The following is a 25,366-nucleotide window of genomic DNA, read 5'->3' as shown; positions in this document are numbered from 1 at the left end:
CGGCGCGGGGCCACGCGGTGCATGGTTTTCCCGTCGTTCAAGCAAGGTCCGCAAAAAAAGTCTTCGTTGGCACGTTCAGCATCGCCGAAATCTGGGAGCGCGATGGCGCACCCCACCAGTCGCACAAATTGAGATAGCCGAGATCGCTTGCGCTGTCACCGAATCCGATCGCTGGCCTATCTCCGGACTCCGAGCGGATTTTCTTCAAGAGGAACTCTACTGCCCGGCGCTTTGAAACCGGTGGGGGAATAAGCGCGAAGTTGTTTCCGTTGTGATGCCGTATCCAACCCGCATCGTCGAACTCAAATTTCAGTTCCGCCAGCCTCTTGCCATCACCGTTGTTTTCTTTGAAGACTGCGTATGTGGCCATCTCCATTTCTTCAACGATCCACGAACGAACAGACATTTTGCCAGCTGCGGCTCCTTGCCGACCTACTTCAAGTACCTTGTTCAGTGCCTCCCTGTGAGGGATCAGTTCCTTAGAAATGACATCGTGCCATTCCTTCAGATGCGCACCGTCCGGTTTAAGTATGACAGCGCCGTTGGCAACAATTGCATAGCTGTTGAACGCGATCTTGACGTTCCCGTAGGCCGTCGTGCCACGTGCCGTGACGGGAATGACTTGTGACGTACTCAGCAGCCAATCGATCATCGCAACCTGCCGCGGGGTCATCATGGAATGATGTCCGTTCGACGAGATCGCAGCTAGCGCCAGTTTATGCTGGCTGCCTTTCGGACACTTTGCGCGCGTTTGGAACAATGTGTCATCCAGATCGGCAAAGACGATTGGCTGCATGGCGTGATCTGCGAATTTGACGGGTTGATCAGGCACTGCACTCGATCCGTCATACATGTTTGGAATCCGTTTTCGTCAACTCGGAAAGATCCCGGGCAGATGCTTTGGTTTTGCGTTCACATCTATACCAACCGCTTCCCTCAAAGCGCCGGCCCCGCGCTCGATCTTGGTCGAATCGGTGCGGAAATTTGGCTCAAACGGCGATGTATTTGTAATCAACTTTTTCAAACCTTTCGGATCAAGGTAATGGCGCGATATGGCTGGATTTTTTTAGGAACGACTTGGAAGTGGACATTTTTCTCCCGAATCAAATGCCGCAGCGCTGCCAGCTCAGCGTCTTCACCGGAAGACAGGAGGACAATTTGAGGCATGCGGCGCAGAATCGCCCTCGTGGCTTCCGCAATTCCTGGCTTGATCCGATTGGTATTCTCAACGGCAAACTCTGCAGCAATTCGATTGATTGCCTGGCGAGATCGTCTCTGATGGCTTGAGCGGTCGTTGACCGTCCACTGCGCGAGATCAATATTTTGGTCCAATGCGGTGACGGCATGTGTCCATACACTGTCCACGAAAGCAGCTGAGATGTCGTGGGACATCAAGTGATCCCATCTGACTGTACCGTGAAAATCTTCCGGACCTGTGACCTTCTCGTTCAGTATCGAACGGCTGATCAGCCCGGACACGGTGCTTCCGAGTATTCCCGATGGAATGAGCCAGTCTTCACCCGACGCCGCAAGCCACGCCCGGCCACACGGGTCAGACAGAACCACCAGCCTTGGCGGTTGTGCAGAAAATGAAGGGAAGCTCCGTTCCAGCTCGGTGGCGATAGCGCCTTTGCCGGTCCAGCCATCAACAAACAGCAGGCCTTCAATGGGCCGTCGCTCAATGATGTGGCGCATTGCATTGCTGTCAATTCCGCGGTCCCGGATGACCGAAATGCCATAGTGTTGGACGTCCTTTCCCATGCGCGACAACGCACGCTTGAGGAGAACACCCAAAGGCACCCCCGCCCGAACGAGGCTCGCCAACGTGATCGGGCCTTTAATTTGATTTGAGATAGACCGCGCGAGAGCTGCTACCTCGCGTCCCATTCTCGCAGCGCCAACTGACATCGCTTCATAGAATATCGCCATGTAGCCGGCTTCGGGCACGCTTTCGAAAGAAATCATTTCCGAATAATGGCGTAGGCCAGACTGTATCGCCGCTTCCTTCGAAGCGTCGTCGATTGCCTCCAAAGTAACGAGCTTCAAAAGAAACGTGACGTCCGTACTGCGATACGTGCCAGAAATGAATTTACTTTGCGTCTTCAACAAAGTCTTCCCTTCTCCGCCACTTACCGGGCTTCAGGCGTACGACTGCAACACCACTGGCATGTTAGTATGATAAGGAGTCTCAATGAGAAAACACTTACTGGGGAATTACTACGGTTGCCCGTTCCAAGAAGTGCATAAGTATAGGACTTATCTCCGCTTCATTCGTCTCAGAGCACAGGAGAATTTTCACGTATTCTGACGGGGCGACATTGTACAGATAATTGAACACATGCCCGCCATAATTGTCCTCAAATGCGATTTTCTTTACAATTGCGTGACCCACTGAAATCGGTGATCGGGTAACCGATGAGTAATGGACGTCAGCTCCTTCCGTCTCCAATTTTTCCGCAAGCAGGAACGGCTGCCAAACGTTTTCTCCTGTACCAAGTACCAGCGTAGCGCCCGACGATGCCGCCTCACCATCCAGTTGAAGACGGTGCCGGGAGACACCCAGCCGAGCCCAGTCGATATCCTTGTCGGGCGAAATGACTTTACCCCTTTTTGTCTCAACAGACGGCACTTCCGGCGCGTCGATGTTCAAACCGTTTGCATCCCAGCGATACCGCCCGGAAAGGATTGACGCGCGATTCACGTTGGCTGCGATCATCTGTTCGGCAGCACCATCTGACCAATCCGTAAGGGTGACGAGCACCGTATTTCGAAGATTCGACCTGATGCTGGCAGGCAGAGCTGCGAACAGATTACCGAATGTTTTTCCGGTCGACGCTTCATCGTCAATTAATACAAGCGTCCGGGCGTTCTTGACTATCGAGACCAGGCCTGGCACGAGCGGCCAGTGTACGAGATGTCCTGTGGCGTGACTGTGCTCCTCCTGGAACTCGCAGATTAGGGGCAAACCTAGTGCGTGTCTGGTAGTGCAAATGTAAACGGTGTCGTCCCGGTCATATTGTTCTGAATATTGCTGGTGCACGCCCGCTCCCAGCCCGACAGCAGTTTCGGCCATGCCTATGAACAGGATTGGCCCTTCGAGATCGGGTGAAATTTGGTCGGCCAGAAGTTTGTACGTCTTTCGCATCAGCGAAGGCCGAACGGGACTGTGACGTCCAAGCAGCTTGGAAGCGAACAGGAAAGACCGTTTGGGATTGATGCGCTCCGCGAACCCGAACATTGCATCGGGGGGCATTAGGCTGCGATCGATTTCAACCGATATGGTTCCGCGGGCGAGTTCGGCAGAAAGATATTTTTTGAGTGCATTGTCCAAAATGTCCCACCCGGGTCTTTATTATTTGGGGCGTTGTCGCGGTAACTTCTCGTGGGGAGGCGCTGAGTAGACGCAGGTTCATGCACACCAGCTACAAACGCCAGCGCTCTACCGCCGAGGTTATCCCCCATGCGGTGTGGCTTTATTAGCGGTCCCTTTGGGCCTGCGCCTGGTCGAGGAAATTCTGGAGCGAGGGATCGTCGTCTCCTGTGAAACGATCCGCCGCTGGAGGAAGAAGTTCGGCCCCGAGTGCGTTCGACGACTACGCGCAAAGCGCCCCAGCCCCAATGATGTTTGGCACCTGGACGAAGTCCTAATCACCATCCCCGGGAAGAAACTTTGGTTGTGGCGGGCTGTCGATCAGGACTGCCTGGCAGCAAAGCATCATCACTGCCAAGCTGCGTTCCCGTGGAGCGGAGAAACGGCAGGTCATGCCGAATGGCGAGCACCGCGCGCTAGGGCATCAACAACAGTGCCGAGAATCCCCACCAGGCGCTGCGAAAGGGCAATTCAGTACTTCTGCGCCAATTGCCATGTCATCTCCGTTGGTTGGGGGCATAGCCGTTACAACGGCTTCCCAAAGTTGATGTGCAAGTGAGGTGCCATCCTGAGGACGTAGCTGCGCGCGCTGATACTCAAGTTGGGCCGGCGCACCTTCGCGTCGCGCTCTTCCTTCTTTTCGCGTTGAGGGCAGCGCACGAAATGCAACGCGTTTCGCTATGGTGCGTCTGTTCGATAGTCGACAGTTTGGGTCAATAGCGACAGTATTGTTTGGAGGATTGAAACACCATGTGGTCGGCACCGGTCGGTCGCCTTCAGTATGTAAAGCGAAATCACGGAGTGGCGCCGGCGCGCGTGCTGCCGCCCGAGCCGCTTCGACGAGCATGCCGCGGGCATGTCCACGGCCCTATTTCCTGATCCGCCCCTGGCACGCACTGCCTGACGTTGGGATTCAGCCCGAGCTAGCTGTGGAGCCTCAACAGGTTGTCCCGATCCAGCGCGAGGCGGCTGATGGGCGGCTTGGATTTTAGACTGCCGTGCGGACGATGCCAGTTGTATCTGTGCAGCCAGATCGGCAGCTCGTGAGCGCGCGGTGGTCTGAGGTCGGATAGGCTTGGGCATAGGCCCATTCCCGGAGCGCCGTCTGGATGAAGCGTTCGGCTTTGCCATTGGTTTTGGGGGTGTAGGGTCGGGTGCGGATGTGCTTGAGCCCGAGATCGCGGCAAGCATCGCGGAAGGCTTTTGAGCGATAGCATTAGCCGTTGTCGGTCATCACCCGCGCAACAGTTATGCCCAGGCTGAGGTAGTAGGCGACGGCTGTCCTGAGGAAAGCGACGGCGCTCTCCTTTTTCTCGTCGGGTAGGATCTGGGAGAAGCCGACGCGGGAGGCATCGTCGATTGAGACGTGGACGAACTCCCAGCCGACGGCTCGCGAGCGGCCGGCCTGGCGATCGCCGGTGATGCGGTGGCCGGCCCTGTCGAAGCGGCCGAGCTTCTTGATGTCGATGTGGATCAGTTCGCCCGGATGCTCGCGCTCGTAGCGGCGGATCGGTTCCGCCGGTTCGAGCGCCTGAATGCGATTGAGGCCGAGGCGGCTGAGAACCCGGCTGACGGTGGCCGGCGATACGCCCAGCTCGGCGGGGGACTGTCAGGAATTCTGTGCGCGAGGCCATGATGATGGAAAGGAGAGAATCATCACATGGCTATCGAGAAGGAACTTCTGGACCAACTGCTTGCCGGCCGCGATCCCAACGAGGTGTTCGCCAAGGACGGGCTACTCGACGACCTGAAGAAGGCGCTTTCGGAACGGATTCTGAACGCTGAACTCGACGAGCACCTCGAGGACGACCGCACCGACGGCAGCGCCAATCGCCGCAACGGCCATTCGAGGAAGTCGGTTCTGACGGGCACGTCGAAGATGACGCTGTCGATCCCGCGCGACCGGGCCGGGACCTTCGATCCGAAGCTGATCGCCAAATACCAGCGCCGCTTTCCCGATTTCGACGACAAGATCATCTCCATGTACGCGCGCGGCATGACGGTGCGCGAGATCCGCGGCCATCTGGAGGAGCTCTACGGCATCGACGTGTCGCCGGACCTGATTTCGGCCGTCACCGACGCCGTCCTGGAGGAAGTGGCCGAGTGGCAGAACCGCCCGCTGGATGCGGTCTATCCGCTCGTCTTCTTCGATGCGATCCGCGTCAAGATCAGGGACGAGGGCTTCGTGCGCAACAAGGCCGTCTACATCGCGCTCGGCATCCTGCCGGACGGCACGAAGGAGATCCTCGGCATTTGGATCGAGCAGACCGAGGGGGCCAAGTTCTGGCTGCGCGTCATGAACGAACTGAAGAGCCGTGGCGTCGCCGACGTCCTGATCGCCGTCGTCGACGGCCTGAAGGGCTTCCCCGAGGCGATCAACGCCGTCTTCCCCCAGACCGTGGTCCAAACCTGCATCGTGCATCTGATCCGCCATTCGCTGGAGTTCGTGTCGTGGAAGGATCGTAAGCCGGTCGTGCCGGCGCTGCGCGCGATCTACCGGGCAAAGGATGCCGAAGCCGGCATGAAGGCCCTGGAGGAATTCGAGGCCGGCTACTGGGGCCAGCGGTATCCGGCGATCACCCAGAGCTGGCGGCGCAACTGGCAACACGTGGTACCGTTCTTCGCCTTCCCCGAAAGCGTGCGCCGGATCATCTACACCACGAACGCGATCGAGGCGCTGAACTCGAAACTGCGCCGCGCCGTTCGCACCCGAGGCCATTTCCCCAATGACGACGCGGCAATGAAACTGTTATATCTGGTCCTGAACCACGCCGCCGAGGATTGGAAACGACCGCCGCGCGAGTGGTTCGAGGCCAAAACCCAGTTCGCCGTCGTCTTCGGCGAAAGGTTCGTCAGCCAATGACGAAAACGGCCTCGCGCACAGAATTCCTGACAGTCCCTCGGCGGCGATCTGCTTGCCGGTGAAGCGCTGCCGGCGCAAGGCCTCAACCTGTTCGACCACGGCCATCGTGGTCGGCCGGTGCAGCCGATGCGGCCGCGACGAGCGATCCTTCAGTCCCTCAATGCCTTCAGCCTCGAACCGCGCAACCCACTTGCGTGCCGTCCGCGGGCAGACGCCTGCGGCTCGTGCGGCGGCCTCCGGCGTCTGCCCGCTCAGCACCGCTCGTGCAAGACGCTCTCGACCCCACGACGTCAAACGGGCATTCTTGTGGACGTTCATCCGGTCCCTCCTTGGACTCTGAAGCTTTGACAACCTCAGCATCCTCGGTTCGGACCGGATGGATAACCTACTGAAAGCTCACAGCTAGCTTACAAGCTTCTGTGGCTCGTCGAAGCGGGACGCGCTGCCGATCACCCCCTTCGTCGCCAACGCGACGGTCTAGTCGACACCAGAAATGGTCATCAGCCGCTTCACGCCGTCATGGGGTCGGAACAAGAGCAGTGCGAAATCGTACGCTAAGGGCGAACGGATCATGAACTCTACTGTAGTGTGGCTGTGCAGCATCCGATCCCCGTGGATGCCATCGCAGGGGCATCCAGGTTTGATTTCTTCGCCGGTCCGACTCGACAACGCTCCCGGCAGATTAGTCGTGGAAGGAGTTGGGCGATGGGTAAACGGTGGCTTCTCAAGAGTTCAGGATCGACAGAGGCTTTCGATGTACCAACCGATGAGGACGGCCTCATCCGACACTATTCGTTGTCGTCGGCTGACAGGCTTGAGATTGGACTTCGCAGACGAGAACACAATCAGCTCGGATTTGCCGTTCAGCTCTGCCTGATGCGATATCCAGGCAGGGTGTTGGCGACCGATGAAACTCCGCCTCGCGCAATGCTAAGGTACGTTGCCGAGCAGATTGGCGCCGACTCTTGGAAAATTTGCGCTCTAAGCACGCCGTGAAGAAGCGCGTCGCGATCACATTGCTCGTTTGATGGTTTATTTGGCCGCGCGGAGCGCGACGGGGCAAGCCGTAGAGCTGCTGTTGGCTGCAATTCAGGCGGCCGCGATCTCCGACGACGGTGGCGCGATAGCGAGTGCTACTGTCGCCATGTTTCGTGAATGCGGATCTCTACTGCCGTCAATTGACACGATCGAACGGATCGGTCTTGCCGCCCGCGCCATTGCCCGTCGGCGGGCGGAGAGAGCGCTGATCGAAGAAATTTCGGTCGATACGCTTCAATCATTGGATAAGCTGTTGGAGGTTGACCCGGCCATTGGCCAAACGCGCTTTCATTGGCTGCGATCAGCGCCGGATGCGCCAGGTGCGTCAAACCTGGTCGGGCTGACCGAACGGATCGCCTTCCTGCGCAAGCTAGAAATCGATCCGAAATTGCAGATGCGCATATCGTCTGGACGGTGGGATCAGATGATCCGTGAGGGCAATGCCACACCGGCATGGCTGGCCAACGACTTCAATGCCAGCCGTCGACACGCGCTGATTGTGGCGCAGATTATCAAACTTGGCCAGAAGCTCACGGACGATGCAGTGTCGATGTTCATCAAGCTGATAGGCCGGTTGTTCTCGCAAGCCAATAACCGCAAGAAGCAGCGGCACATGCACTGCAGGCCGGATACCGCCAAAGCGCTACGCATGTTCCTGGACACGATCACAGCCCTGCAGTCCGCGAACGATTATGGCCGGAACGCATTGGAAGTTCTCGATCAGGAAGTTGGATGGCGTTCTGTGACAACGAGTCGGGTGAACGTCAGCGAGAGTGCTCAAGGGAATCTAGACCGCGGCAACCGGCTCGTTCGTCTAGCGAGGGAAGTCCTCGCCGGCGATGACAGGATCGTCATCAGCCACTCCATCCCCCTCCCACCCGCCCGTCCGGGTGGAAAGGCGCCCTGCGCCACCAATAATGACCGCGCCTCTACCGCAAAGTTACGTTTTGCGTTGAGGGGGCCACGGCGCCTGGGTTGGCTGATGAACACCGTCCGTTCGCGCATGTCGGGTCGAATTAATTCGTGGCGAAGAGGAGGCGGGTTCGTCGTCCAACAGTCGCCACAGTTCCGCTGAGTCGAATGCCATCATTGGTGGGGAGGCGGGCTCGTCCTCCAACAGCTGCCGCAGTTCCCCTGGCTCGAATGCCATCATTGGTGGGGAGGCGGGTTCATCATCCAACAGCTGCCGGGGCTCTTCCTCGTGCGGCAAGCGCCCGCTCAGCCGGTCTTGCAGCGCCTGCCGATCGGCGACGAGGTTGTCGAGGGGCAGCGGCTCGCGGTCTGGCCGCTGCCCTTCCACCAATCGTCCAACCAGCGCCCACGTGCCGTCCAGCACAAAGACGCCGCAATCATAATCGTTCGGCTGTCGGGCCATGGGGGCTGGCGCCAAGGTGGCGTTCAGCAGTCCTGCGAGCTGTGTTGCAGGCCCGTCGTTGTATCCCTCTCGCTGGCGGGAGTCGTAGTGATAGGCGACCGGTATTTCCGGCTCGCGGCGATCAACGAGCAGCAGCGACCAATGGGTGCCGGGGTTAGTCGGAGTGCCATTGTTCACGGGCAGGAACAGGAAGTCGGCCGGGGCGGTGCTTTGATTATAGATGGACTGCAATGTGTGTTGCGCGGTGTTCGACCCCGCGTGACGCAGGAGATGGGATACCGACGGATCCACCAGCCGTGTCCGGGCGGCGAGCTCCGGATCAATCCCCTGCAGTTGCCCCTCCAGCAAATGGTAATCCCTCTGGATATGGGCGTCGCTCAGCCACTCGGTGGCGCCGAGCACAGATCCGTTGGCGACCTTGGACGAGGCTGTCGGACCGAACGCCCCGATCTGAGCATCGGAGGAACTGGTCGTTAGCGTCGTGACATCAACCACTGGAAGACCGCGGTAGGTGCCTGGCAGGCTGGCGGTTGCTGGCGAGGCGGGTTGGGAAGCTCTTGCCGGTGCCGCTGGCGCAACTTCACCCATGGGCCGAGGTCGAGGGTGATGGATGAGTTGAACCTCATTGGGTTCTCCCGCCCCCGGAACGGCGGCGGACCCTGTCCCTTGCATCATGGACTGCCACTCCGTATCGCGGAGCATCTGCCGCCGTTCCAATTCCTGGCTCAACCACGCCATAGCTTCCTCGTCCGAGGAGTCTGGCAGTGGAGAAAGCGCCAGCGGCGAGCCGGGCTGTCGAGCGTCCTGGTGATGACCCGGTACTGGCCCGGGCGGATTGGGATCAACCGCTGCCTCAAAATCGCCATAGGTCTCTGAGCGAGCCCTGACATAGTGCACTGGCGCTGGTTCCGAGGTTGGCCACATACTCCAATCAAAGTTGAGCGGCATCTGCAGCGACAAGGTTGACGTGGACCTGGCAGCTTCCTGCCATCCAGCTTGGACTATGTCCTGCGCCTGCTCAGGGGGAACTCCGGACCAGGGTGGGCCGTCTTCAACCATCAGATCCTGACCGTAACCTTCCGCGCCGACCGATGGCCAACTGACAGGTCCCTGCTGCGCAGCGGCGTCCCCGACGGACGTCGCGATCGCATGCGGCGCCGCGGCGTCTTCGTACCCGCTCCCCTGCATCATCGGCCGCGCCTCCCATGGCGATGCACCCAGTTGATGGGTGGCGGCCGGCGACAGCAGGCGACCGCCTGAATTAGCGATCTCGCTCAGCTGCCGCTCGGCGGCAAGGCCTTGCAGATCGTCCAGGATCCGCTGCCTCTTCGCTGGCCTCAACTCAGCTGTGTCAAGCTCATCCTCGATGAGGACCTCCTCGCTTGGCAGCAGGTTGCTCCAGGCAGGTGCCCCCATCAGCTCGTCCGGGGACCGCTGGTGATTGGACACTCCGGGATCTGGTGCCTGGTCATGGTGCGCTGCGGGCTCGAGAGATGACGACAGGCCGGGTTGGTCCATCGGCCCCAAAAGCACCTCCTGATCGTGCGCTTTCGCAGGAAGCTCCTGTGCCCAGTTGCCAGCTTGGTGCGACGCGCCGTGCTGCGCAGCGGCGTCGCCGACCCGCCTCGACTCCATCGGCGCCGCGCCTTCGGAATTGATGAGCGTCACGTTCTGGGTGGGACGATTCAGCTTAGCGCGGCCTGCGACGCCCGTCGACCGCAAGGTCCGGAGATGACCGATTGCCGTAACGAGTTTTCTGGGATCACCCTCTCCGATGAACTCGAACACCACACCGTCATCGCTCAGGGACTTGCGGTTGAGCCGAGCAACAATGCTCGTTTTTTTATTTTCGAAAAGCCAGCTGCCAAAGTTGCGAAGAATACGTACATTATTCTTGACGGTGAATTCGGCGGCATTATTCTTGATGAGAGCCTCCTCAAGGCCCAAAATGAGGGAAGCATCCTGGGGATAGAGACGCTGCTGCTTTCTGCCAAGCCGAGTTGACTGAGCCGGCTGCGGCGCCGAAGGTGACAAGCCGGGTTGGTCGATCAGCTCCAAAGGCACATGCTGATCGTGGTCTGCCGCAGGAGGCTCCTTTGGCCAACCGCCAGCTTCCTGCCACGCGCTGTGCTGCGCAATCGCCTCGCCGACCCGCCTTGGCTCCATCAGTGCCGCGTCTTCGGGATCAAGAACCGGGGGAATATGGCGCTCGAGCTCCATTGCTTTAGTGCCGGCGTCCGAGTTTCGGAGAAAAATCAGTGCGGAACCGATCTTTGAATCACCACCGGCGTCCTTCTTATAGGCCTTGACATCTTCAGCCAACGCCTTCCCGGAAAGCCGACCAGCAATGCCCTTCTTGTTGTTTTGACGCAGGTAGTCACTGAAGCTCCTAAGAGCAGTTGCATTCCTTTTGCCGGTCTGTATCGCTGCTTTGTCTCTGTACTCTTTGATGAGAGCAGCGATGAGAGCCGCGTCTTCCGGATGCGGAGTTAACTCAGCGCGGCCTGCGATCAGCACGACGCCCTCCGTCGACTGCGAGGTTCGGAGATGAGCTATTGCCGGAAGGAGTGTCTTGGGATTACGCTTTCCGAGGAACTCGCGCGCATCCTCGGTCAGGGACCCGTGGTCGAGCCGATCCTTAATAGGATCCTTGTTGTTTGCGAAGAGCCACCGGCCAAAGCTGCGAACAGAACGTACATAGTCGTTAACAGTGTGCTCGGACGCTTTGCCCTTGATGAGGGCCTTTTCAAGCCCCAAAATAAGTGAAGTATCCTCGGGATAAAGAGGCTGGTTCCTGCCAAGCCGAGCTGACTTAGCCGGCTGCGGCGCCGAAGACGACAGGCCCTGTTCGTCCATCAGCCCCAAAAGCGCATCCTGATCGTGGGCTGCCGCAGGAAGCTCCTTTGGCCAACTGCCGCCTTCCTGCGACGCGCTATGCTGCGCAATCGCCTCGCCGCCCCGCCTCGGCTCCATCAGTGCCGCGCCTTCGGGATCAGGAGCGGGGGTATGGCGCTCGAGCTCCATCGCTTTAGCGCCGGCGTCCGATTTTCGCAGATGAGTCAGTGCGGAACCGATGCTCCGATTACCATAGGCGTCCTCCTTATACACCTTGACATCTCCATCCAACGCCTCGCCGGAAAGCCGACCAACAATGCCCTTCTTGTTGTGTTGACGCAGGTAGTCACTGAAGCTCCTAAGAGCAGCTGAATTCCTTTTTCCGGTCTGTATCGCTGCTTTGTGTCCGTTCTCATTTATTTTATCTCTGTATTCTTTGATGAGAGCCGCGTCCTGGGGATACGGACTCAACTTAGCGCGGCCTGCGATGGGCACGACCCCCCCCATCGACTGCGAGGTCCGGAGATGATTTATTGCCGTAAGGATTCTCGCGGGATCGCGCTCTCCGATGAACGTAAGCGCATCCTCGGTCAGTGACTCCTGGTCAAGCCGATCCTTAATGGGATCTTTCTTCTTTTCGAAGAGCCACTGGCCAAAGCTGAGAAGAGAACGGACACTATTCTTGGCGGTTGGTTCGGTGGCATTACCCTTGATGAGGGCCTCCTCAAGCCCCAAAATAAGTGAAGTATCCTCGGGATAAAGAGGGAGCTTGCTGAGCCTTCTCAAAAGTCGACTTGACTGACTCGGCTGCGGCGCCGAAGACGACAGGCCCTGTTCGTCCATCAGCCCCAAAAGCACATCCTGATCGTGGGCTGCCGCAGGAAGCTCCTTTGGCCAACTGCCAGCTTCCTGCGACGCGCTATGCTGCGCAATCGCCTCGCCGCCCCGCCTCAGCTCCATCGGTGCCGCGTCTTTGGGATCAGGAACGGGGGTATGGCGCTCGAGCTCCATCGCTTTAGCGCCGGCGTCCGATTCTCGGAGGTGAGCCAGCGCGGCACTGATGCACCGATCATCAGCGTCCTCCTTGTAGACCTTGACATCTACATCGAACGCATCGTCGGAAAGCCGACCAACAATGCCCTTCTTGTTGTTTTGACGCAGGTAGTCACTGAAGCTCCTAAGAGCAGTTGCATTCCTCCTGCCGCTAGGTGTCCGGGCTGCGTTTCTATACTCTTTGATGAGAGCCGCGTCCTGGGGATACGGACTCAACTTAGCGCGGCCTGCGATGGGCACGACGCCCCCCGTCGAGTGCGAGGTCTGGAGATGACCCAAAATAAGCGGAGGATCCTCGGGATGAAGAGGGAGCTTGCTGAGCCTTTTCAAAAGTCGACTCGACTGACTCGGCTGCGGCGCCGAGCCGGCCGGCATTGCTCCACCACCTCCGCCTGAATTGGCGATCTCACTCAGTTGCCGCTCAAAGGCCGCCGTACCTGCGGACGGAGCCGCCGGTGAGCTCCCTTGCAGGCCGGCCCTGTTCGATTGTCCGCGTACCCGCTTGGTCGAGGTTAAATCCATCCGTCGTCACTTTCAGTAATATAAGCCCGTTTGAAGCTGGGCTTGCATCTGCCATAGAGCTGTCGAGAACCTGACGACAACATGCCCGCTAAGGCAGCATGGTGCACGCGCCTAGATGCCGTAATGGCCGGTTTCCCGAGCTTGGCCAGGTTGGGTGGCTGTCCCTCAGAATGAAGGTGTTGAACCGGAGTCCGAGCGATCGGCTCCAGCGTTATGAGAGGAACAGCCATTGGCTGCCATGTGGAAATCGATGTCTCCCTGGAAGAAAGCAGCCCGGTTCGCATCATGGTGCCGCCGGCCTTGCTGACACCACCGTCTCGATCGGTTCCACCGGTTTGATGTTTGTGGGCGCGCAAAGAGCGAACGGATCGTGAACCCTATGCTGCTCGACGGATTGGGGTTGGATGTCTGAGCGACCGGATTCCTTCAGGCATTTTGATGCTCTGCATCCCAAGTATAGATGCCGGTCGGGTTGATGTGCTCCCAACTTAGCGGCGAGATGTGCTTCAGCAGCGTCTCGGGAATGTTCCGTCCGGCTCGTTTGAGCTGTGTAACCGCGCGGTCGAGATAGACCGTGTTCCAATGGACGCCTATCGCTCGGCGGTGGACGACCCGATCGCTTTGGAAACTCCAATACGCAGGAGCGTACTTCGGGCTTACGCGTCTCCGAAGGAAAGTCAGCTTGCCAGGGCGCTGCGGGAACTGGGTCGTATTGAGCGATCGCTGTTCATGATCGGTCGTTCGAGAGTCAGGCGTTCCGAGCATCTGGCCTCAATCCTGTCGTCAGTGCTATCACCGGCAGCATGGCCGAGACGTTCCTGGGGCTCTCACCCGTGCGAACCATGCGTGAAATGATCGGCGAAGCCGGTCCATTCGTGCATTTCTGTCAAAGATCCGGTACCTCGACCAGTGGATACAGGTCGCTGATCTCGGCATTCAATTCTTCGGCTGCGGCAGGCACCTCAACGGCGATCGGCGTGACGATCAACGTTCCCTCTTCAAGACGAACACCTTCGAGCTTTCCGGTTCGGGCCCTGTGCGCAAGGCGCTTCAGGTTGAAGTCGAGCATCTGACGAGCCTCCGCGAGCCAGGCCGCGCCATCTTCCTGGAGACCAAGTCCGAGTCGGTCCTGCTCCTTCATAGTTGTGAACGTTGACCGCGGCATCAGATGCTCGTCGATCGGTCGGAACGATCGGCTCCCGTCGACCCAGATGTCCGCGGATCGAAGCCGATCGCGTAAAAGCGCAAGTGTTGCGATCTCATAGAGACGCCGATCAGACTGATCCTGGCCGAAGATGAGCTTTCGATCGGCTTGACTGAGATGAGTGACAGAAACGCGATCCGGGAGCGTTCGTCGCCTGTCGGCATAGAGGCGTTTCAATACATCCACTGCGACAAGACAAGGTTCGTGGCGACGCGCCGAGCGGAATGTGAACGCCTGCAGAAACACGGGCATTATTTGTTGACGGTCGCATATTGCTCAGCCGTGGCGATGCCTCGTTGTCCTCGACCATCGACTCGAGTTCAGGCTTCATTCAGAGCAGCCGGTGCCAGCCAACTTCTTGATCGAGGGCCTCCAATGCATTCCGGCCGTAGTCGTTCGCCGATTGCAGGGCAGTGATCGTGTCGAGGAACATGCGCAGCGCCTCGGCGGTATCGGGCCTGCAGTCCATGTGCCGTTGCTTCTTATGGTTGTTGGCCTGAGAGAACAGCCTTCCCATCAATTGATGAACATCGTAACAGCATCGTCGGTGAGCCCTGGCTGAGTTAGATGACCTGCGCCACGATCAGAGCGTGTCGACGACTGGCATTGAAGTCGTTGGCCAGCCAGGCCGGCGTAGCATTGCCTTCACGGATCATCTGGTACCAGCGGCCCGAAGATATGCGGACCTGCAGTTTCGGATCGATCTCCAGCGTCCGCAGATAGGCGATACGGTCGGCAAGCCCGACCAGGTTCGATGCACCAGGTGCTTCTGGCGAGGATCGCAGCCAAGAAAGCGCGTCTAACCCGATGGTTTGGTCAACCTCCAGAAGACGGTCGAGGGATTGCAGCCTATCAGACGAAAGGCCTTCGATCAGCGTCTTTTCCGCACGCCGACGAGCGACAGCGCGACCCGCGATCCCCATCAGCTCGATAATGTTGGCCGCCGGGAGCAGCGAATTTCGATTGTGGAACTCCGCCACAATGGCGCCAGCTATCGAAGCACCGGCGTCTGTTGTTGAGCCCGTCTCGATAGCCGTCAGCAATGCGGCACGCCGATCTTCGGCAGTTGCGTTTCGCTTCCGTAGATAACCGAGGAGATGAGCAATGTGATTCCTGCGGGTCTCCTCACGACGGGCATACAACCTGAATGCGGTCGAGCACCTACTTGCCCAGCAACATAGTCAAGCATAGCTTTCGGCGGAACCCTCGTTGGCGAACAGTGGCCGGCCGGGATAGCGCATCAAGCAGAGTTGGATCGCGAAGCCGAGCTGATTGTGTTCGCGCCGCCGTAGCTGGATTTCCAACAAATCGGCCGGCGCAAGAGAATAGTGCCGGATCAGACTGTCTTCGTCAAAAATATGACGCTCGCAAACAAAGCGTTGTCGGGTAGAGTTGTTTTCCGGCGGCCTGCGTGGGCCGTTTAGCCGAGACGATAACGGTGTGCGTGGCGGTTTCGGTCGTCTTCGTTAAGCCGAAAAGCGTGTCCTTTACAGCCTTCTTTGCCGCTCATCCAAAGAAAAAGCCCACTGCCGGGAGGAGGTGGCAGTGGGCTCGATTTGAAATGCGGCGCGGGAGGAGGTGCACCGCATTCAGCGCCGGCATCGCATCCGGGAGGAGTAGATGGCCGACAACAGGATCATATCGATCGCCGCAGATATTGCAATGCACAAATTGCATATCGCATCTGCGAAAGCGTTTACCTGGGTGTATGCATCGACATTGTCTCGAAAGATCCAACCCACCAAATCGTTGCCATAGCTGGCGGCTGTGGAGATTAATGGTGCTGGTCATTTTGCTCTCCTTTGCGTTATTGCAAGGAGGGCGACTGAGCGCGGCCGTTCTTATCGAAAGCCCCGTGGCTTTACGCAGCTTAATCAGCAAGTCGCCGGCTCGCGATAAGATCCCTACGAGCATATCGGCAGCATCAAGGTGAAGACCCGCGATTTCCGATAAAAGCTGCAGCTGATGTACCGTCATCATGTGGTAGTCTGGCCCGCATGACGACGCTTTATCTCATTTGGCGCGGAAGACGGTGAATCCGGCAAAGCCGAATAGAACGCATCCGCCGAAATGGATCGAGCCTCAGCTGACGCGCCTGGTCGACGAAGCGCCCAACGGCCCCGATTGGCTTCACGAAATCAAGTACGACGGATACCGCATGCACGCGCGGATCGACGGCAGCGACATCCGCTTGCTCACCCGCACCGGCCTCGATTGGTCGCATCGCTATCAAGCGACGATAGCGGCCCTCCGCGCGCTCCCGGTGAAAGAGGCATATGTCGACGGGGAGCTGTGCGCAGTTCGGGCAGACGGGGTCACCTCCTTCAGCCGCCTGCAGGCGGCTATGGACGAGGGGCGCACGGGCGATCTTGTCTTCTTTGCTTTCGATCTTCTGTTCCTGAACGGAGAAAGCATTGCGAAGCTGCCGCTCATCGAGCGCAAGGCGCGACTGGAAGGCCTGTTTTCGACCGACATGCCTGGCCTGCGCTTCAGCGATCACGTGATCGGCGACGGGCCTACGTTCCGCAAGCACGCCTGCCGGCTTGCACTCGAGGGCGCTATCTCAAAGCGGATCGACCGCGCCTATGCATCCGGCAATCGCGGCCTGTGGGTCAAGTCAAAGTGTCTCAACAGGGAGGAATTCATCGTCGTCGGCTGGACCGATCCGACTGGAAGCCGGCCGCATATCGGCTCGCTGCTTCTGGGCTACTACACCGATGATGGTCGTCTGCTGTACGCGGGCCGCGCCGGCACGGGCATCACGGTTGCAGAGCTCAAGCGATTGGCTCGCCGGCTTGGGCCACTTCAGACAGCTCGAATGCCCCTCGACGTTCCGCCGCCGCGCGAGAGCCGGTTCGGCTCGCCGCTTGAGCTGTCGCGCGTGCATTGGGTCAGGCCTGAAGTGGTGGTCGAGGTCACCTATCTCACCTGGACGGAAGACAATCTCCTGCGCCAGGTCTCGTACCAAGGCGAGCGTCAGGACAAGCCAGCCCGGCAGGTGGTGCGCTCCCCGCCCCATCCCTGATCGACATCGGGCGCCGTTTCGTTTCAAGTCACCCGACTTGCTCTACCTGCAGTGTGCCGAGGGGAAGGGCCTTGATCAGCGACTTCGCCGACACCGTAGGGTCAAGCCAGTCCGCCCACGCGCTGCGATCGAGGATAACAATCTGCCTGTCATGATAGGGCGCGATATCGGGCCCAGGCTCCATCGTCAGCATGGTAAAGGCTTCGCCGACCTCCGGCGTGTCACGCCAGATTCCAGCAATGCAGAAGATCGGCTCGTCCTTCTTTGTGAAGAGCCACTTGTCTTTTCGCTTCTTGTTGGGGTCTATCGGATCGGTGAACTCGTAGAAGCCGTCCGCCACGATGAGGCACCGGTTCGACGAGAGCTCCCGGCCCTCTGAACGGAAATTATAGACCGGCCGCTTGTTCGGTCCGGGCCAGCTCCAGCGCCGTTGCACCATATCGCCTTCGCCTCGGACGCCCTCGATAGTCCTGATGATCGGCGTCACGTCCGTGATCTTGATGTCCTCACGCGCCTGGATGTTCGGCGCACCTTCTCCGAAGCGGATCTTGATCTTCAGGTCAGCTAAGTCCCCCACGATCGAAGCGACATCCACTGTTTGGTCCCGGCATTTGCTGGAGCGGATTGAGTTTGAAGCGTTCCGGTTGTGACGCCCACGCCTTGCAGATGAACTCGTAGGGTGTGAGACCCTTGAGGGTCTTGAGCCTGCGGGCGAAGTTGTAGGCGGCGACGAAGTCGGCGAGATGGGTGCGGAGTTGGTCGTGGCTCTCGTAGTAGAAGCGCTTGACGGTAGCGTCCTTGATAGTCCGGTTCATTCTCTCGACCTGGCCGTTGGTCCACGGATGCCTGGCCTTGGTCGTGCGGTGCTCGATGTCGTTCCTGGCGCAGGCGTATTCGAAGGCGTGAGCGCGGAAGATCTCGCCATTGGCGATTGCCTCCTTGATCAACGGCACCGCCGAGCCACCGGCACCGGGGGTCGTGAACTGGATGCCATTGTCGGTAAGCACGGTATGGATCTTGTAGGGCACGGCCGCGATCAACCGCAGTAGAAAGTCTCTTGATACGGCTGTGGGGGCCTTCTCGTGCAACTCGACGAAGGCGAACTTCGAGGTGCGGTCGATGGCGACGAACATGTGCAGCTTGCCCTGCTCGGTCCTGACCTCGGCAATGTCGATGTGGAAGTAGCCGATCGGGTAGCTCTTGAATTTCCTCTTCGCCGGTTTGTCGCCCTCGACATCCGGGAGCCGGCCGATGCCATGGCGTTGCAGGCAGCGATGCAATGAAGACCGCGTCAGCTGCGGGATGGTCGCTTGAAGCGCATAGAGGCAGTCGTCGAGCGGCAGCAGCGTGTAGCGGCGGAAAGCGACAATGACCGCCTCCTCCTCAATCGAGAGCACCGTCGATCTCGGTTCCTTCGGACCAGTTGGTAGATCGGAGACCGAAGCTCGCCCCTTCCACTTCGCAACCGTCTTCTGGTTGATCCCGTAGCGCTTGGCCAGCGTCCTCAGGCTCTCTTGACTATGTTGTATCGCTCGACGGACCGCCTCTGTCGTTGTGGCGCTCCCATGCAGAACTTGGCCCATAGCGCATCCTTTGATTCGGAAGATAAGGATGCCCCATCAAAGCCCGGGATCAAACATCTAGTGCATCAAGCCTGCCGATCGCAGGGCGTCCTCTATGACTTTTCGTATCGCCCCGGCGGAGTTGGGCTTTTGAGAAGGCGGGGTGTTTGCACGTTTCGAATAGTGACGGACATTGGGAACCCCAGCCTTGGGCGTCAATAAAGTGCGTGCGAAGCCGGGCGCGAGCGCCTCGTTGTTGGCTTTTGCCGGCTTGATATTCGCATCTCGCTTTACGCACGGCTTCGCTATTCCCCAGAACCGCGCGATATGCCGGGTAGAGGAGATACCGACGTCCAGCATGTACGGTCCCCCAGCGCCAAGCGCGGCATCGCCGGCCGTGTCAAGTGGCGTACCGTGGCCCATTCCGGCGATGCGATATTCCTCGATCAGCTCCTGCCCTTGGGCATTGCACCAGACGCGCCGTGAATGACCATCCACCATTTCTGATCGGGTCGAACGTGCATCAAGTCCGGGAACGAGTCCGTGAACGGCCCGCCATTGCCCAATGACCGCATCAGCGTTGGAAGAAGCTACGGTTTGATCGGCGGAGCCGTGCCAGACGGATATCGAGGGCCAAGGACCTTGGTGCGGCGAGGCATCGCGTAGGGCTTTCTGCAATTGCCGTTCCGAGGGCATGCCATGACCGCGCATGCGGTCGAAGGCCTCAGGGACGGTCTTCGCGCTTCCATACGGCAGGCCCGCGATTATCGCGCCGCCTGCAAAAACCTCCGGGTAGCAAGCCAGCATGGCAGATGTCATGGCGCCTCCGGCGGAGAGACCGGTGATAAAGATTCGCTTAGGATCGAGGCCATGGGCCAGGACCATTGCTTCGATCATTTGGCGGATGGAAAGTGCCTCCCCGCCGTTCCGCTTTGTACCGCTGGGCACGAACCAGTTGAAGCAGAGGTTGGCGTTGTTTGCGCGTTGCTGCTCCGGAAACAGCAGGGCAAAACCTTCCTGATCGGCCAGTTGCGACCAGCCGGAACCATGGTCGTACCCTGCTGCGGTCTGCGTGCAGCCATGCAGCACCACGACAAGAGGCGCCGCTTCAGGCAAGTCATCCGGAACGTAGATCCTCGCCCGCAAGGCGCCCGGATTGGAGCCGAAATCGGCCAGATCCGATAACCGATCGCGGCCTTGGCCATTGGTCTGAAAACCCTGCCCGGCGCGGAATGCCGCAAGGCGGGTGATGGTGTCGGAGATTTTTCGCAAATCAGAATTCCTTAATTCCTCGTGGTCGTCCTACGATGCCCACGCTGCGCACAACGCGCGCGCAGCAATATCGTTGCTGCACTGCACAACAACAAGTTCGATCGAGATCGTTCGCCGAGGCGTCGGATACCTTGTTAAGCGCGTGGATATTCACCTCCCTCATGTCGTTAACAATGACCACCACGCGCCGGCCTTCGCGCTTGTTGAGGATGTGGTTGAGCAAAGTTGTCTTCCCGGCGCCGAGAAAGGCGGAGAGCACGGGGACGGGAACACGGTTCGAGGATTTTGCTGTGTTGAGCATGGCTTGCTTTTTGATCCTACGGACGTGCGCGCGGCCTGAGCGGCCGAGCGCAGACGAGAGAAAATGCCCGCGGTCAGTGCGCCATCATCTCGCGCACAATCTCGTACGCACTCAGAGACGATGGGTAGTAGGTCGGCCAGTTCGTCACTTCGTCGAGCAGCGCGGCGCGATCATACCCCAGTAGAGGTGATAGTGGTCAGCGGTCTCTGGCGCGATCTTGTGGTCGCTGAACTGTATGTACTGCGGCGCGGCGGCGTCCCCTTTCGCCTTCTTGAAGATAAAGGGTACGCCACGATTGCCCTTTTCATAGGTCAGGATCTCATATCCATCGCTGACATAGCGGGCTTCGATCGGTTTCTCGCCCTCGAAAAAGGTCACTGTGTCGCCATCGATTTTGATCCGCTCGACGTTGGTCCGATAGCCGATCTCGTAATAGGCCCGGTACTCGTCGGCGCTCTGGTCGCCGCTCTCTGCCTTGTGCGCCATGACTGGATCGAGCGTTCCCTCCTTCAGGTAGACCGACTGCCAATCGCCGGCCCAGTCCGACAGGCGCGGTCCTTCACCTGCCGGTCCTCAAAGTAGCCCTGTAAATCTGCTGGACCGCCGGATCGTGGCTAAGTGCGTGAACTTTCACAGCTGTGAGCGTGGACCTTGCCGCTTCCGCCGACGGCCACGATATTGAAGGGCTTGCCCTCACGGCGATCTCGCCGGTCCTGGTGAACGATTCCGCCGACACGAGATGGAGCTTGCCTGCCAGCGGGTCGGTCACGACGATGTTGTCCCCTGCCACGGCGATGCGCGGGCGGGGATCGCTCCAGCACCTCCATCGAATAGGGCTCGGTCAGGCCCAGCGAGGCCGTGAGTTCGCCCTTGATGACGTCGAACTGGTGAAAGTGGCCATCCTCGGTGATACGCGAACTTCGGCCGCACCGGATCGGCGGCGAAGTGCACGCGCCGGGTCGGCAATTTGATCAGGCGGAACGCTGTCGCTTTCCGACGTAGGGTCGATTAGCACCACCTGGTCGGGCCCGTAGTTGCCGAGGAAATACTGCAGTCCCCGGCCACCGATTAGCGTCGTCGCCGCCCGGCAAAGAATCCGCATAGGGCAGATGGCGGATGTCCGGCGCGCTGTCTCCATGCGTGACGACGAGCAGACCGGTCGCGCAGGCGAAAGCCAGAATGTTCCCCGAAGGGGCCTCGCCATGGAGGTCGGGGCATTCAGCGATGTCACCGACCTGGGCACCAGCCTCGTCAACGGTCCTGATGCCGACCGGGACTTCGTCCGGTTTCTCCCTGTTAGCCGCCCGCCGCCACGTGCGGGCGACGCCGGCATCGACCGGCGGTCACATGCGCCGAGGGCAACAAACGCGCCTTACGCAATGCCGCCAGATCAGCCGAGCCGGTGCAGAAGCAGGCGACGGCCAACTGGCGGATGACGATCTCGAAATGCGCGACAACCGCCTCGGTGGACACCGTCCCCGCGCGCAGCACGCCGGCCGCCTGCCCGGCGATGTCCGCGCCCAGGCGGATGGCCTTGGCCACGTCGACGCCGTCGCGGATCCCGCCCGACGCGATCAGCTTCACCGTCGGCAGCGCCCGACGTACCGCCTGCACGCTGGCCGGGGTCGGAATCCCCCAATCTGCGAACGCCATCGCCACTGCACGGTCGGCGGCATCGCGGGCGCGCTCGCCTTCCACCGCGGCCCAACAGGTGCCGCCGGCGCCAGCGACATCGATCACCGCCACGCCCGCCTCGACGAGCGCACAGGCCACCGAGGCGGACAGGCCCGCCCCCACTTCCTTGGCCACGATCGGCACGCCCACGCTGCGCGCGGCGCGAGCGATCTGCGCCAGGACGCCGCGCCAGTCGCTGTCGCCCTCCGGCTGTACCGCTTCCTGCAGCGGATTGAGATGGACGATGAGTCCATCGGCCTCCAGCGCATCAACCGCCCGGCGCGCCAGGTCCAGGCCGTCGGCCTCGCGCAGTTGCGCGGCGCCGATATTGGCCAGCAAGGGAATGTCTGGGGCCAGGCGGCGCAGCGCGCGCGTCAGCCCCTGGGAGTTGCGGGATTGCAGGCTCACGCGCTGCGAACCGACGCACATGGCGATCCCTAAGGCTTGCGCTGCCTCGCTCAGATGCCGGTTGATGGCCTCGGCGCGTGGCATGCCGCCGGTCATGGAGCTGATCAGCAGCGGCGCGCGCATGGTCTTGCCCAGCAGCGAGGCGCGCAGGTCGATCTGCGTCAGGTCCAACTCGGGCAATGCGCAGTGTTCGAAACGGATGTACTCCCAGCCGGCGGCGACCGTGGCCGGCGCCGTTCGCCGATCCAGCACGATGTCCAGATGGTCGTCCTTGCGCCCGCTCAGGGCGGTGTCGGTCATGCTCGCTCCATCCGTCGCATCGGGCGACGGCGTTGCGTCGGATCGGACCAACGGCAGCGCGCGCACGCCGCCGCCTCCGGCGCGTTCAGGCCGGCGCACGCTGGCCTTCCCCCGCAGCGTCGCTGCGGTAGCGGCTGGTCGAGGTCTGGTAGTACTGCGCGCGGATGGCCGCCATGGCCTCGATCAACGGTGCCCACGGCGCGGGAAAGCGTTCTTCCGCCATCACCCGGTGCAGCATGCGCGTATGGCCGGCCAGCTCGTCTTTGAGGAACTCCATCACAGCCATAGCCGGATAGCGCTGCAGCAGCAGGATCGCCGCGTTGTCGGCCTCGCCGGCCGACCTGTCCTTGTCGCGTCCATGCAGATCGTTCTGCAGGCGCCCTATCGCGGAGATGAGCCGCAGGACCTGGCGAAACGCCGGACGCGCGCGCAAGGTCGCCATGTCCAGCCCCCACAGCAACGACAGGCAACAGAACACATTCGCGTAGGCGATCGAATCGATGCCGTTGTGCAGGTACTCGGCGTAGGACCAGCGTTCCGCCCCTGCCGGCTGCGCGTGTCCCGCGCGCAGCGCCGCGCAGTAGCACCGGGTATCGTCGAGAAGCTGAGCATAGTCGCGACGATCGTAGGCGAGCGCGGCCAGCGAAGCGCGCAGCACAGCGCAGCCCTCGAATCCGGGGAGCACGCACGGCACGCCGTGCCCCAGCGCCTGCTCCACCGCGGCGAGCTGCTCCGGCGCGATCAGGCCAAGGTCGTTGCAATCGTCGAGCCAGAACAGCAGCGCCAGTTCGCGATAGAACGCCACGATCAGCGTTTCGTCCTGCGGATCGCGGCCGGTGCGGGCGCTGATGTCGCGCAGGCTCGGGTGGATGCGCCGCAGGATGTACTGGCCGCCCCTGACCGCTTCCACGGCATGCTCGTCGGCGAACCCGGTCAGGGAACGCCCCCACTCCAGCACCTTCTGCAGCGCGCGTTCGGTCTGGATCATGGCTCCGCTCCTGCTCCCTCGGCCAGGACGCGCCGCCCCCAACGAAGCGCCAGCCACAACCCGGCGAGTTCGGCCACGCGCACGACCCGGATGGGGCAATACAGTTCCTTGCCGATCCACAGCGGCGTCTGCGGCAATGCATGCGCCGCATGACGGGCGAGCATCCACTCCAGCGCACGCGCCACCGCCTGCGCGATGCGCCGGCGCCCCGTCGGCTCTTCGCTCCCGTCCATCACGTGCAACGCGAACAGCGCATAGGCGGTTTCCTCGAATGTGGGTGCGCGACCGGCGCCCCAGCCGCCGTCGTCGCGCTGCGCCTGCAGCAGCGCCGCCAGCGCGCGCTCGTCGCGCCACTGGGGCTTGCCTTGCGCCAGCGCAGCGACCGCATGCGCGGTGGGATACAGCCACGAAACGTGCCATTTTTCATTGTCCCATCGACCGTGTGAGTTGCGATTGGCCTCGACGTAAGCGCTGGTGCCGGCGGCGGGCTTACCCAACAGTCGCAACGCATGCAGGGCATGGATGTTGGTCGACACCGAGGCGTTGCGCTCGCCGGGGAAGGTGACGAACAGCTCGCCGATTTCAAATTGGTGCAACGCATCGACCGTCGGGTCGCGGCCTGCAAGGCGCAGGACGCACATCGCAACAGCGGTGTCGTCCGCATCGGCCGCGAAGTGCAAGGCCGGGCCCAGACCGCGCACGCCCAGACGGGCGTCGAGCTGCGCGACGATCACGCGCACCGCCTCGGCGAGTGCGGGATGCGCGAACAGCCCGGCCAGATGCAGGGTGTACAGCGACCAGCATGGCTCGAACACATTGATCGGCCAGACGTTGGGAACGACACCTTCGATGCCGCTGCGCGTCGCCCGCGATGCCGCCTGCAGATACGCGTCCGCGCGCGCGACCTGCGGCGTGCTCCCCTGTGTCACGGCGTGCGCACGCCACGCGACGGTGGCCGCGGGACTGATGCCGATGCTGCCGTCGTCATCCGGGCATGCGGTGGTCGGCGACGTCCCCCAGGCTTCCCAGGAGTGCAGCAACGGATGGCCGCTCGGCAAGGTCGCCACCGCCCCCAGCTTGACCAGGCGCGCTTGCCGCAACGGCAACAGCGCCTGGTGGCGCGGAAACGCCACGCCGCCCAGCAATGATGCGGCCTCGCCGCACAACTGCGGCAGGATCAGCTCCGCGCCGATCGGTGCGTCTTCCGGCACCGCATGCGCGTAGGGATCGGGCTGGCGCTCGAGGAACCGGGTTGCAGCCTGGACCGCATCGGCAGCGCCGGGAAGAGGATCGGCACGCTGCAATGCCAGCAACGCCGCCCACGTCGGCGCATGGCGGAACAGCGGGAAGTCCGCGCTTCCCCATCCGCCATCGGCCTGTTGCTGCGCAATGAGCCACGCGTATGCGTCCTGCCGTCCGGTGACGGTGCCGTGGAACTGCAGAGCTCGCGCCGTGTCGTAGACGGACGGACCGACGCTGCCGCCGTCGCTCATCTCGCCCAGCAAGTGGCGCAATTCGGAAAGGATCTGTTCGGACAGCGCGTTCACGCGGGATGTTCCTTCTGCAGGCGGTTGAC

At 60.7% G+C, this 25,366-nt stretch carries 15 protein-coding genes and 7 pseudogenes; 4 read left to right on the top strand and 18 right to left on the bottom strand.

From position 1 onward, the window contains the following. Positions 1-37 precede the first annotated feature (37 nt). The 3 genes from IHQ72_RS35370 to IHQ72_RS35360 all read right to left on the bottom strand — a co-directional run bounded on the left by IHQ72_RS35370 (position 38) and on the right by IHQ72_RS35360 (position 3,331). The gene (locus IHQ72_RS35370; RefSeq protein WP_258120448.1) at positions 38-853 is read right to left on the bottom strand and encodes an HAD family hydrolase; all 816 of its coding nucleotides are present in this window, start codon (positions 851-853) and stop codon (positions 38-40) included. Positions 854-1,020: 167 nt separating this feature from the next. Then, complete coding sequence (locus IHQ72_RS35365; protein WP_258120446.1) at positions 1,021-2,106, bottom strand: cysteine protease StiP domain-containing protein; 1,086 nt, start codon at positions 2,104-2,106, stop codon at positions 1,021-1,023. Positions 2,107-2,203: 97 nt separating this feature from the next. Beyond that, positions 2,204-3,331: a phosphoribosyltransferase domain-containing protein gene (locus IHQ72_RS35360; protein WP_258120444.1), complete on the bottom strand. Its 1,128-nt coding sequence runs from the start codon at positions 3,329-3,331 to the stop codon at positions 2,204-2,206. An 80-nt stretch (positions 3,332-3,411) separates the two neighbouring features. Here IHQ72_RS35360 and IHQ72_RS35355 point away from each other — a divergent pair. Further along, positions 3,412-3,856 (top strand): annotated as a pseudogene (locus IHQ72_RS35355) (transposase family protein); the annotation flags it as partial. Positions 3,857-4,293: 437 nt separating this feature from the next. Here the strand turns inward: IHQ72_RS35355 and IHQ72_RS35350 are convergent. Then, positions 4,294-4,967 (bottom strand): annotated as a pseudogene (locus IHQ72_RS35350) (IS481 family transposase); the annotation flags it as partial. A 63-nt stretch (positions 4,968-5,030) separates the two neighbouring features. Between IHQ72_RS35350 and IHQ72_RS35345 the strand changes: the two are divergent. Next, positions 5,031-6,233: an IS256 family transposase gene (locus IHQ72_RS35345; RefSeq protein ID WP_258120442.1), complete on the top strand. Its 1,203-nt coding sequence runs from the start codon at positions 5,031-5,033 to the stop codon at positions 6,231-6,233. Between the two features lie 9 nt (positions 6,234-6,242). Here the strand turns inward: IHQ72_RS35345 and IHQ72_RS35340 are convergent. Further along, positions 6,243-6,551, bottom strand: a pseudogene (locus IHQ72_RS35340) (leucine zipper domain-containing protein); the annotation flags it as partial. 387 nt (positions 6,552-6,938) lie between these two features. Between IHQ72_RS35340 and IHQ72_RS35335 the strand changes: the two are divergent. Beyond that, a pseudogene (locus tag IHQ72_RS35335) lies at positions 6,939-8,049 on the top strand (DUF4158 domain-containing protein); the annotation flags it as partial. 162 nt (positions 8,050-8,211) lie between these two features. Here IHQ72_RS35335 and IHQ72_RS35330 read toward each other — a convergent pair. The 5 genes and pseudogenes from IHQ72_RS35330 to IHQ72_RS35310 all read right to left on the bottom strand — a co-directional run bounded on the left by IHQ72_RS35330 (position 8,212) and on the right by IHQ72_RS35310 (position 15,597). After that, positions 8,212-13,056, bottom strand: a complete 4,845-nt coding sequence (locus tag IHQ72_RS35330) for a Ulp1 family isopeptidase (protein ID WP_258120440.1) — start codon at positions 13,054-13,056, stop codon at positions 8,212-8,214. A 426-nt stretch (positions 13,057-13,482) separates the two neighbouring features. Continuing rightward, the gene (locus IHQ72_RS35325) at positions 13,483-13,650 is read right to left on the bottom strand and encodes a Tn3 family transposase (RefSeq protein WP_258124057.1); all 168 of its coding nucleotides are present in this window, start codon (positions 13,648-13,650) and stop codon (positions 13,483-13,485) included. Positions 13,651-13,942: 292 nt separating this feature from the next. Continuing rightward, a complete protein-coding gene (locus IHQ72_RS35320) occupies positions 13,943-14,512 on the bottom strand; it encodes a hypothetical protein (RefSeq protein ID WP_258124083.1) in 570 nt (189 codons plus the stop codon). Between the two features lie 79 nt (positions 14,513-14,591). Then, positions 14,592-14,777: a hypothetical protein gene (locus tag IHQ72_RS35315; protein WP_258120438.1), complete on the bottom strand. Its 186-nt coding sequence runs from the start codon at positions 14,775-14,777 to the stop codon at positions 14,592-14,594. Positions 14,778-14,823: 46 nt separating this feature from the next. Beyond that, positions 14,824-15,597 (bottom strand): annotated as a pseudogene (locus IHQ72_RS35310) (DUF4158 domain-containing protein). 695 nt (positions 15,598-16,292) lie between these two features. Here IHQ72_RS35310 and ligD point away from each other — a divergent pair. Beyond that, positions 16,293-17,285 (top strand): non-homologous end-joining DNA ligase, encoded by a 993-nt coding sequence (gene ligD / locus IHQ72_RS35305; RefSeq protein WP_258120428.1) that lies wholly within the window; start codon positions 16,293-16,295, stop codon positions 17,283-17,285. 28 nt (positions 17,286-17,313) lie between these two features. On the opposite strand, the gene IHQ72_RS35300 is transcribed toward ligD, so the two are convergent. The 8 genes and pseudogenes from IHQ72_RS35300 to IHQ72_RS35265 form a co-directional block, all read right to left on the bottom strand. Further along, entirely contained in the window at positions 17,314-17,910 is a 597-nt protein-coding gene (locus IHQ72_RS35300) for an SOS response-associated peptidase family protein (protein ID WP_258124055.1), read from the bottom strand. Continuing rightward, positions 17,846-18,868, bottom strand: coding sequence for an IS481 family transposase (locus tag IHQ72_RS35295; protein ID WP_258120427.1), 1,023 nt, complete (start codon positions 18,866-18,868; stop codon positions 17,846-17,848). The genes IHQ72_RS35300 and IHQ72_RS35295 overlap by 65 nt, the downstream gene beginning before the upstream one ends. Before the next feature lie 57 nt (positions 18,869-18,925). Continuing rightward, a complete protein-coding gene (locus tag IHQ72_RS35290) occupies positions 18,926-20,119 on the bottom strand; it encodes an extracellular catalytic domain type 1 short-chain-length polyhydroxyalkanoate depolymerase (RefSeq protein WP_258120426.1) in 1,194 nt (397 codons plus the stop codon). A 135-nt stretch (positions 20,120-20,254) separates the two neighbouring features. After that, positions 20,255-20,420, bottom strand: a pseudogene (locus IHQ72_RS35285) (GTP-binding protein); the annotation flags it as partial. A 73-nt stretch (positions 20,421-20,493) separates the two neighbouring features. After that, positions 20,494-21,099, bottom strand: a pseudogene (locus IHQ72_RS35280) (metal-binding protein ZinT). Positions 21,100-21,716: 617 nt separating this feature from the next. Next, entirely contained in the window at positions 21,717-22,802 is a 1,086-nt protein-coding gene (fni, locus tag IHQ72_RS35275) for a type 2 isopentenyl-diphosphate Delta-isomerase (RefSeq protein WP_258120425.1), read from the bottom strand. An 85-nt stretch (positions 22,803-22,887) separates the two neighbouring features. Continuing rightward, the gene (locus IHQ72_RS35270) at positions 22,888-23,790 is read right to left on the bottom strand and encodes a terpene synthase family protein (protein WP_258120424.1); all 903 of its coding nucleotides are present in this window, start codon (positions 23,788-23,790) and stop codon (positions 22,888-22,890) included. Then, a complete protein-coding gene (locus IHQ72_RS35265; RefSeq protein WP_258120422.1) occupies positions 23,787-25,337 on the bottom strand; it encodes a hypothetical protein in 1,551 nt (516 codons plus the stop codon). Before IHQ72_RS35265 ends, IHQ72_RS35270 begins: the two co-directional genes overlap by 4 nt. Positions 25,338-25,366: the final 29 nt, after the last annotated feature.

Origin of the sequence: Mesorhizobium onobrychidis (genome assembly GCF_024707545.1) — a bacterium.
Classification (GTDB): Bacteria; Pseudomonadota; Alphaproteobacteria; order Rhizobiales; family Rhizobiaceae; genus Mesorhizobium; species Mesorhizobium onobrychidis.
This window is presented reverse-complemented; position numbering and strand designations above follow the sequence as displayed.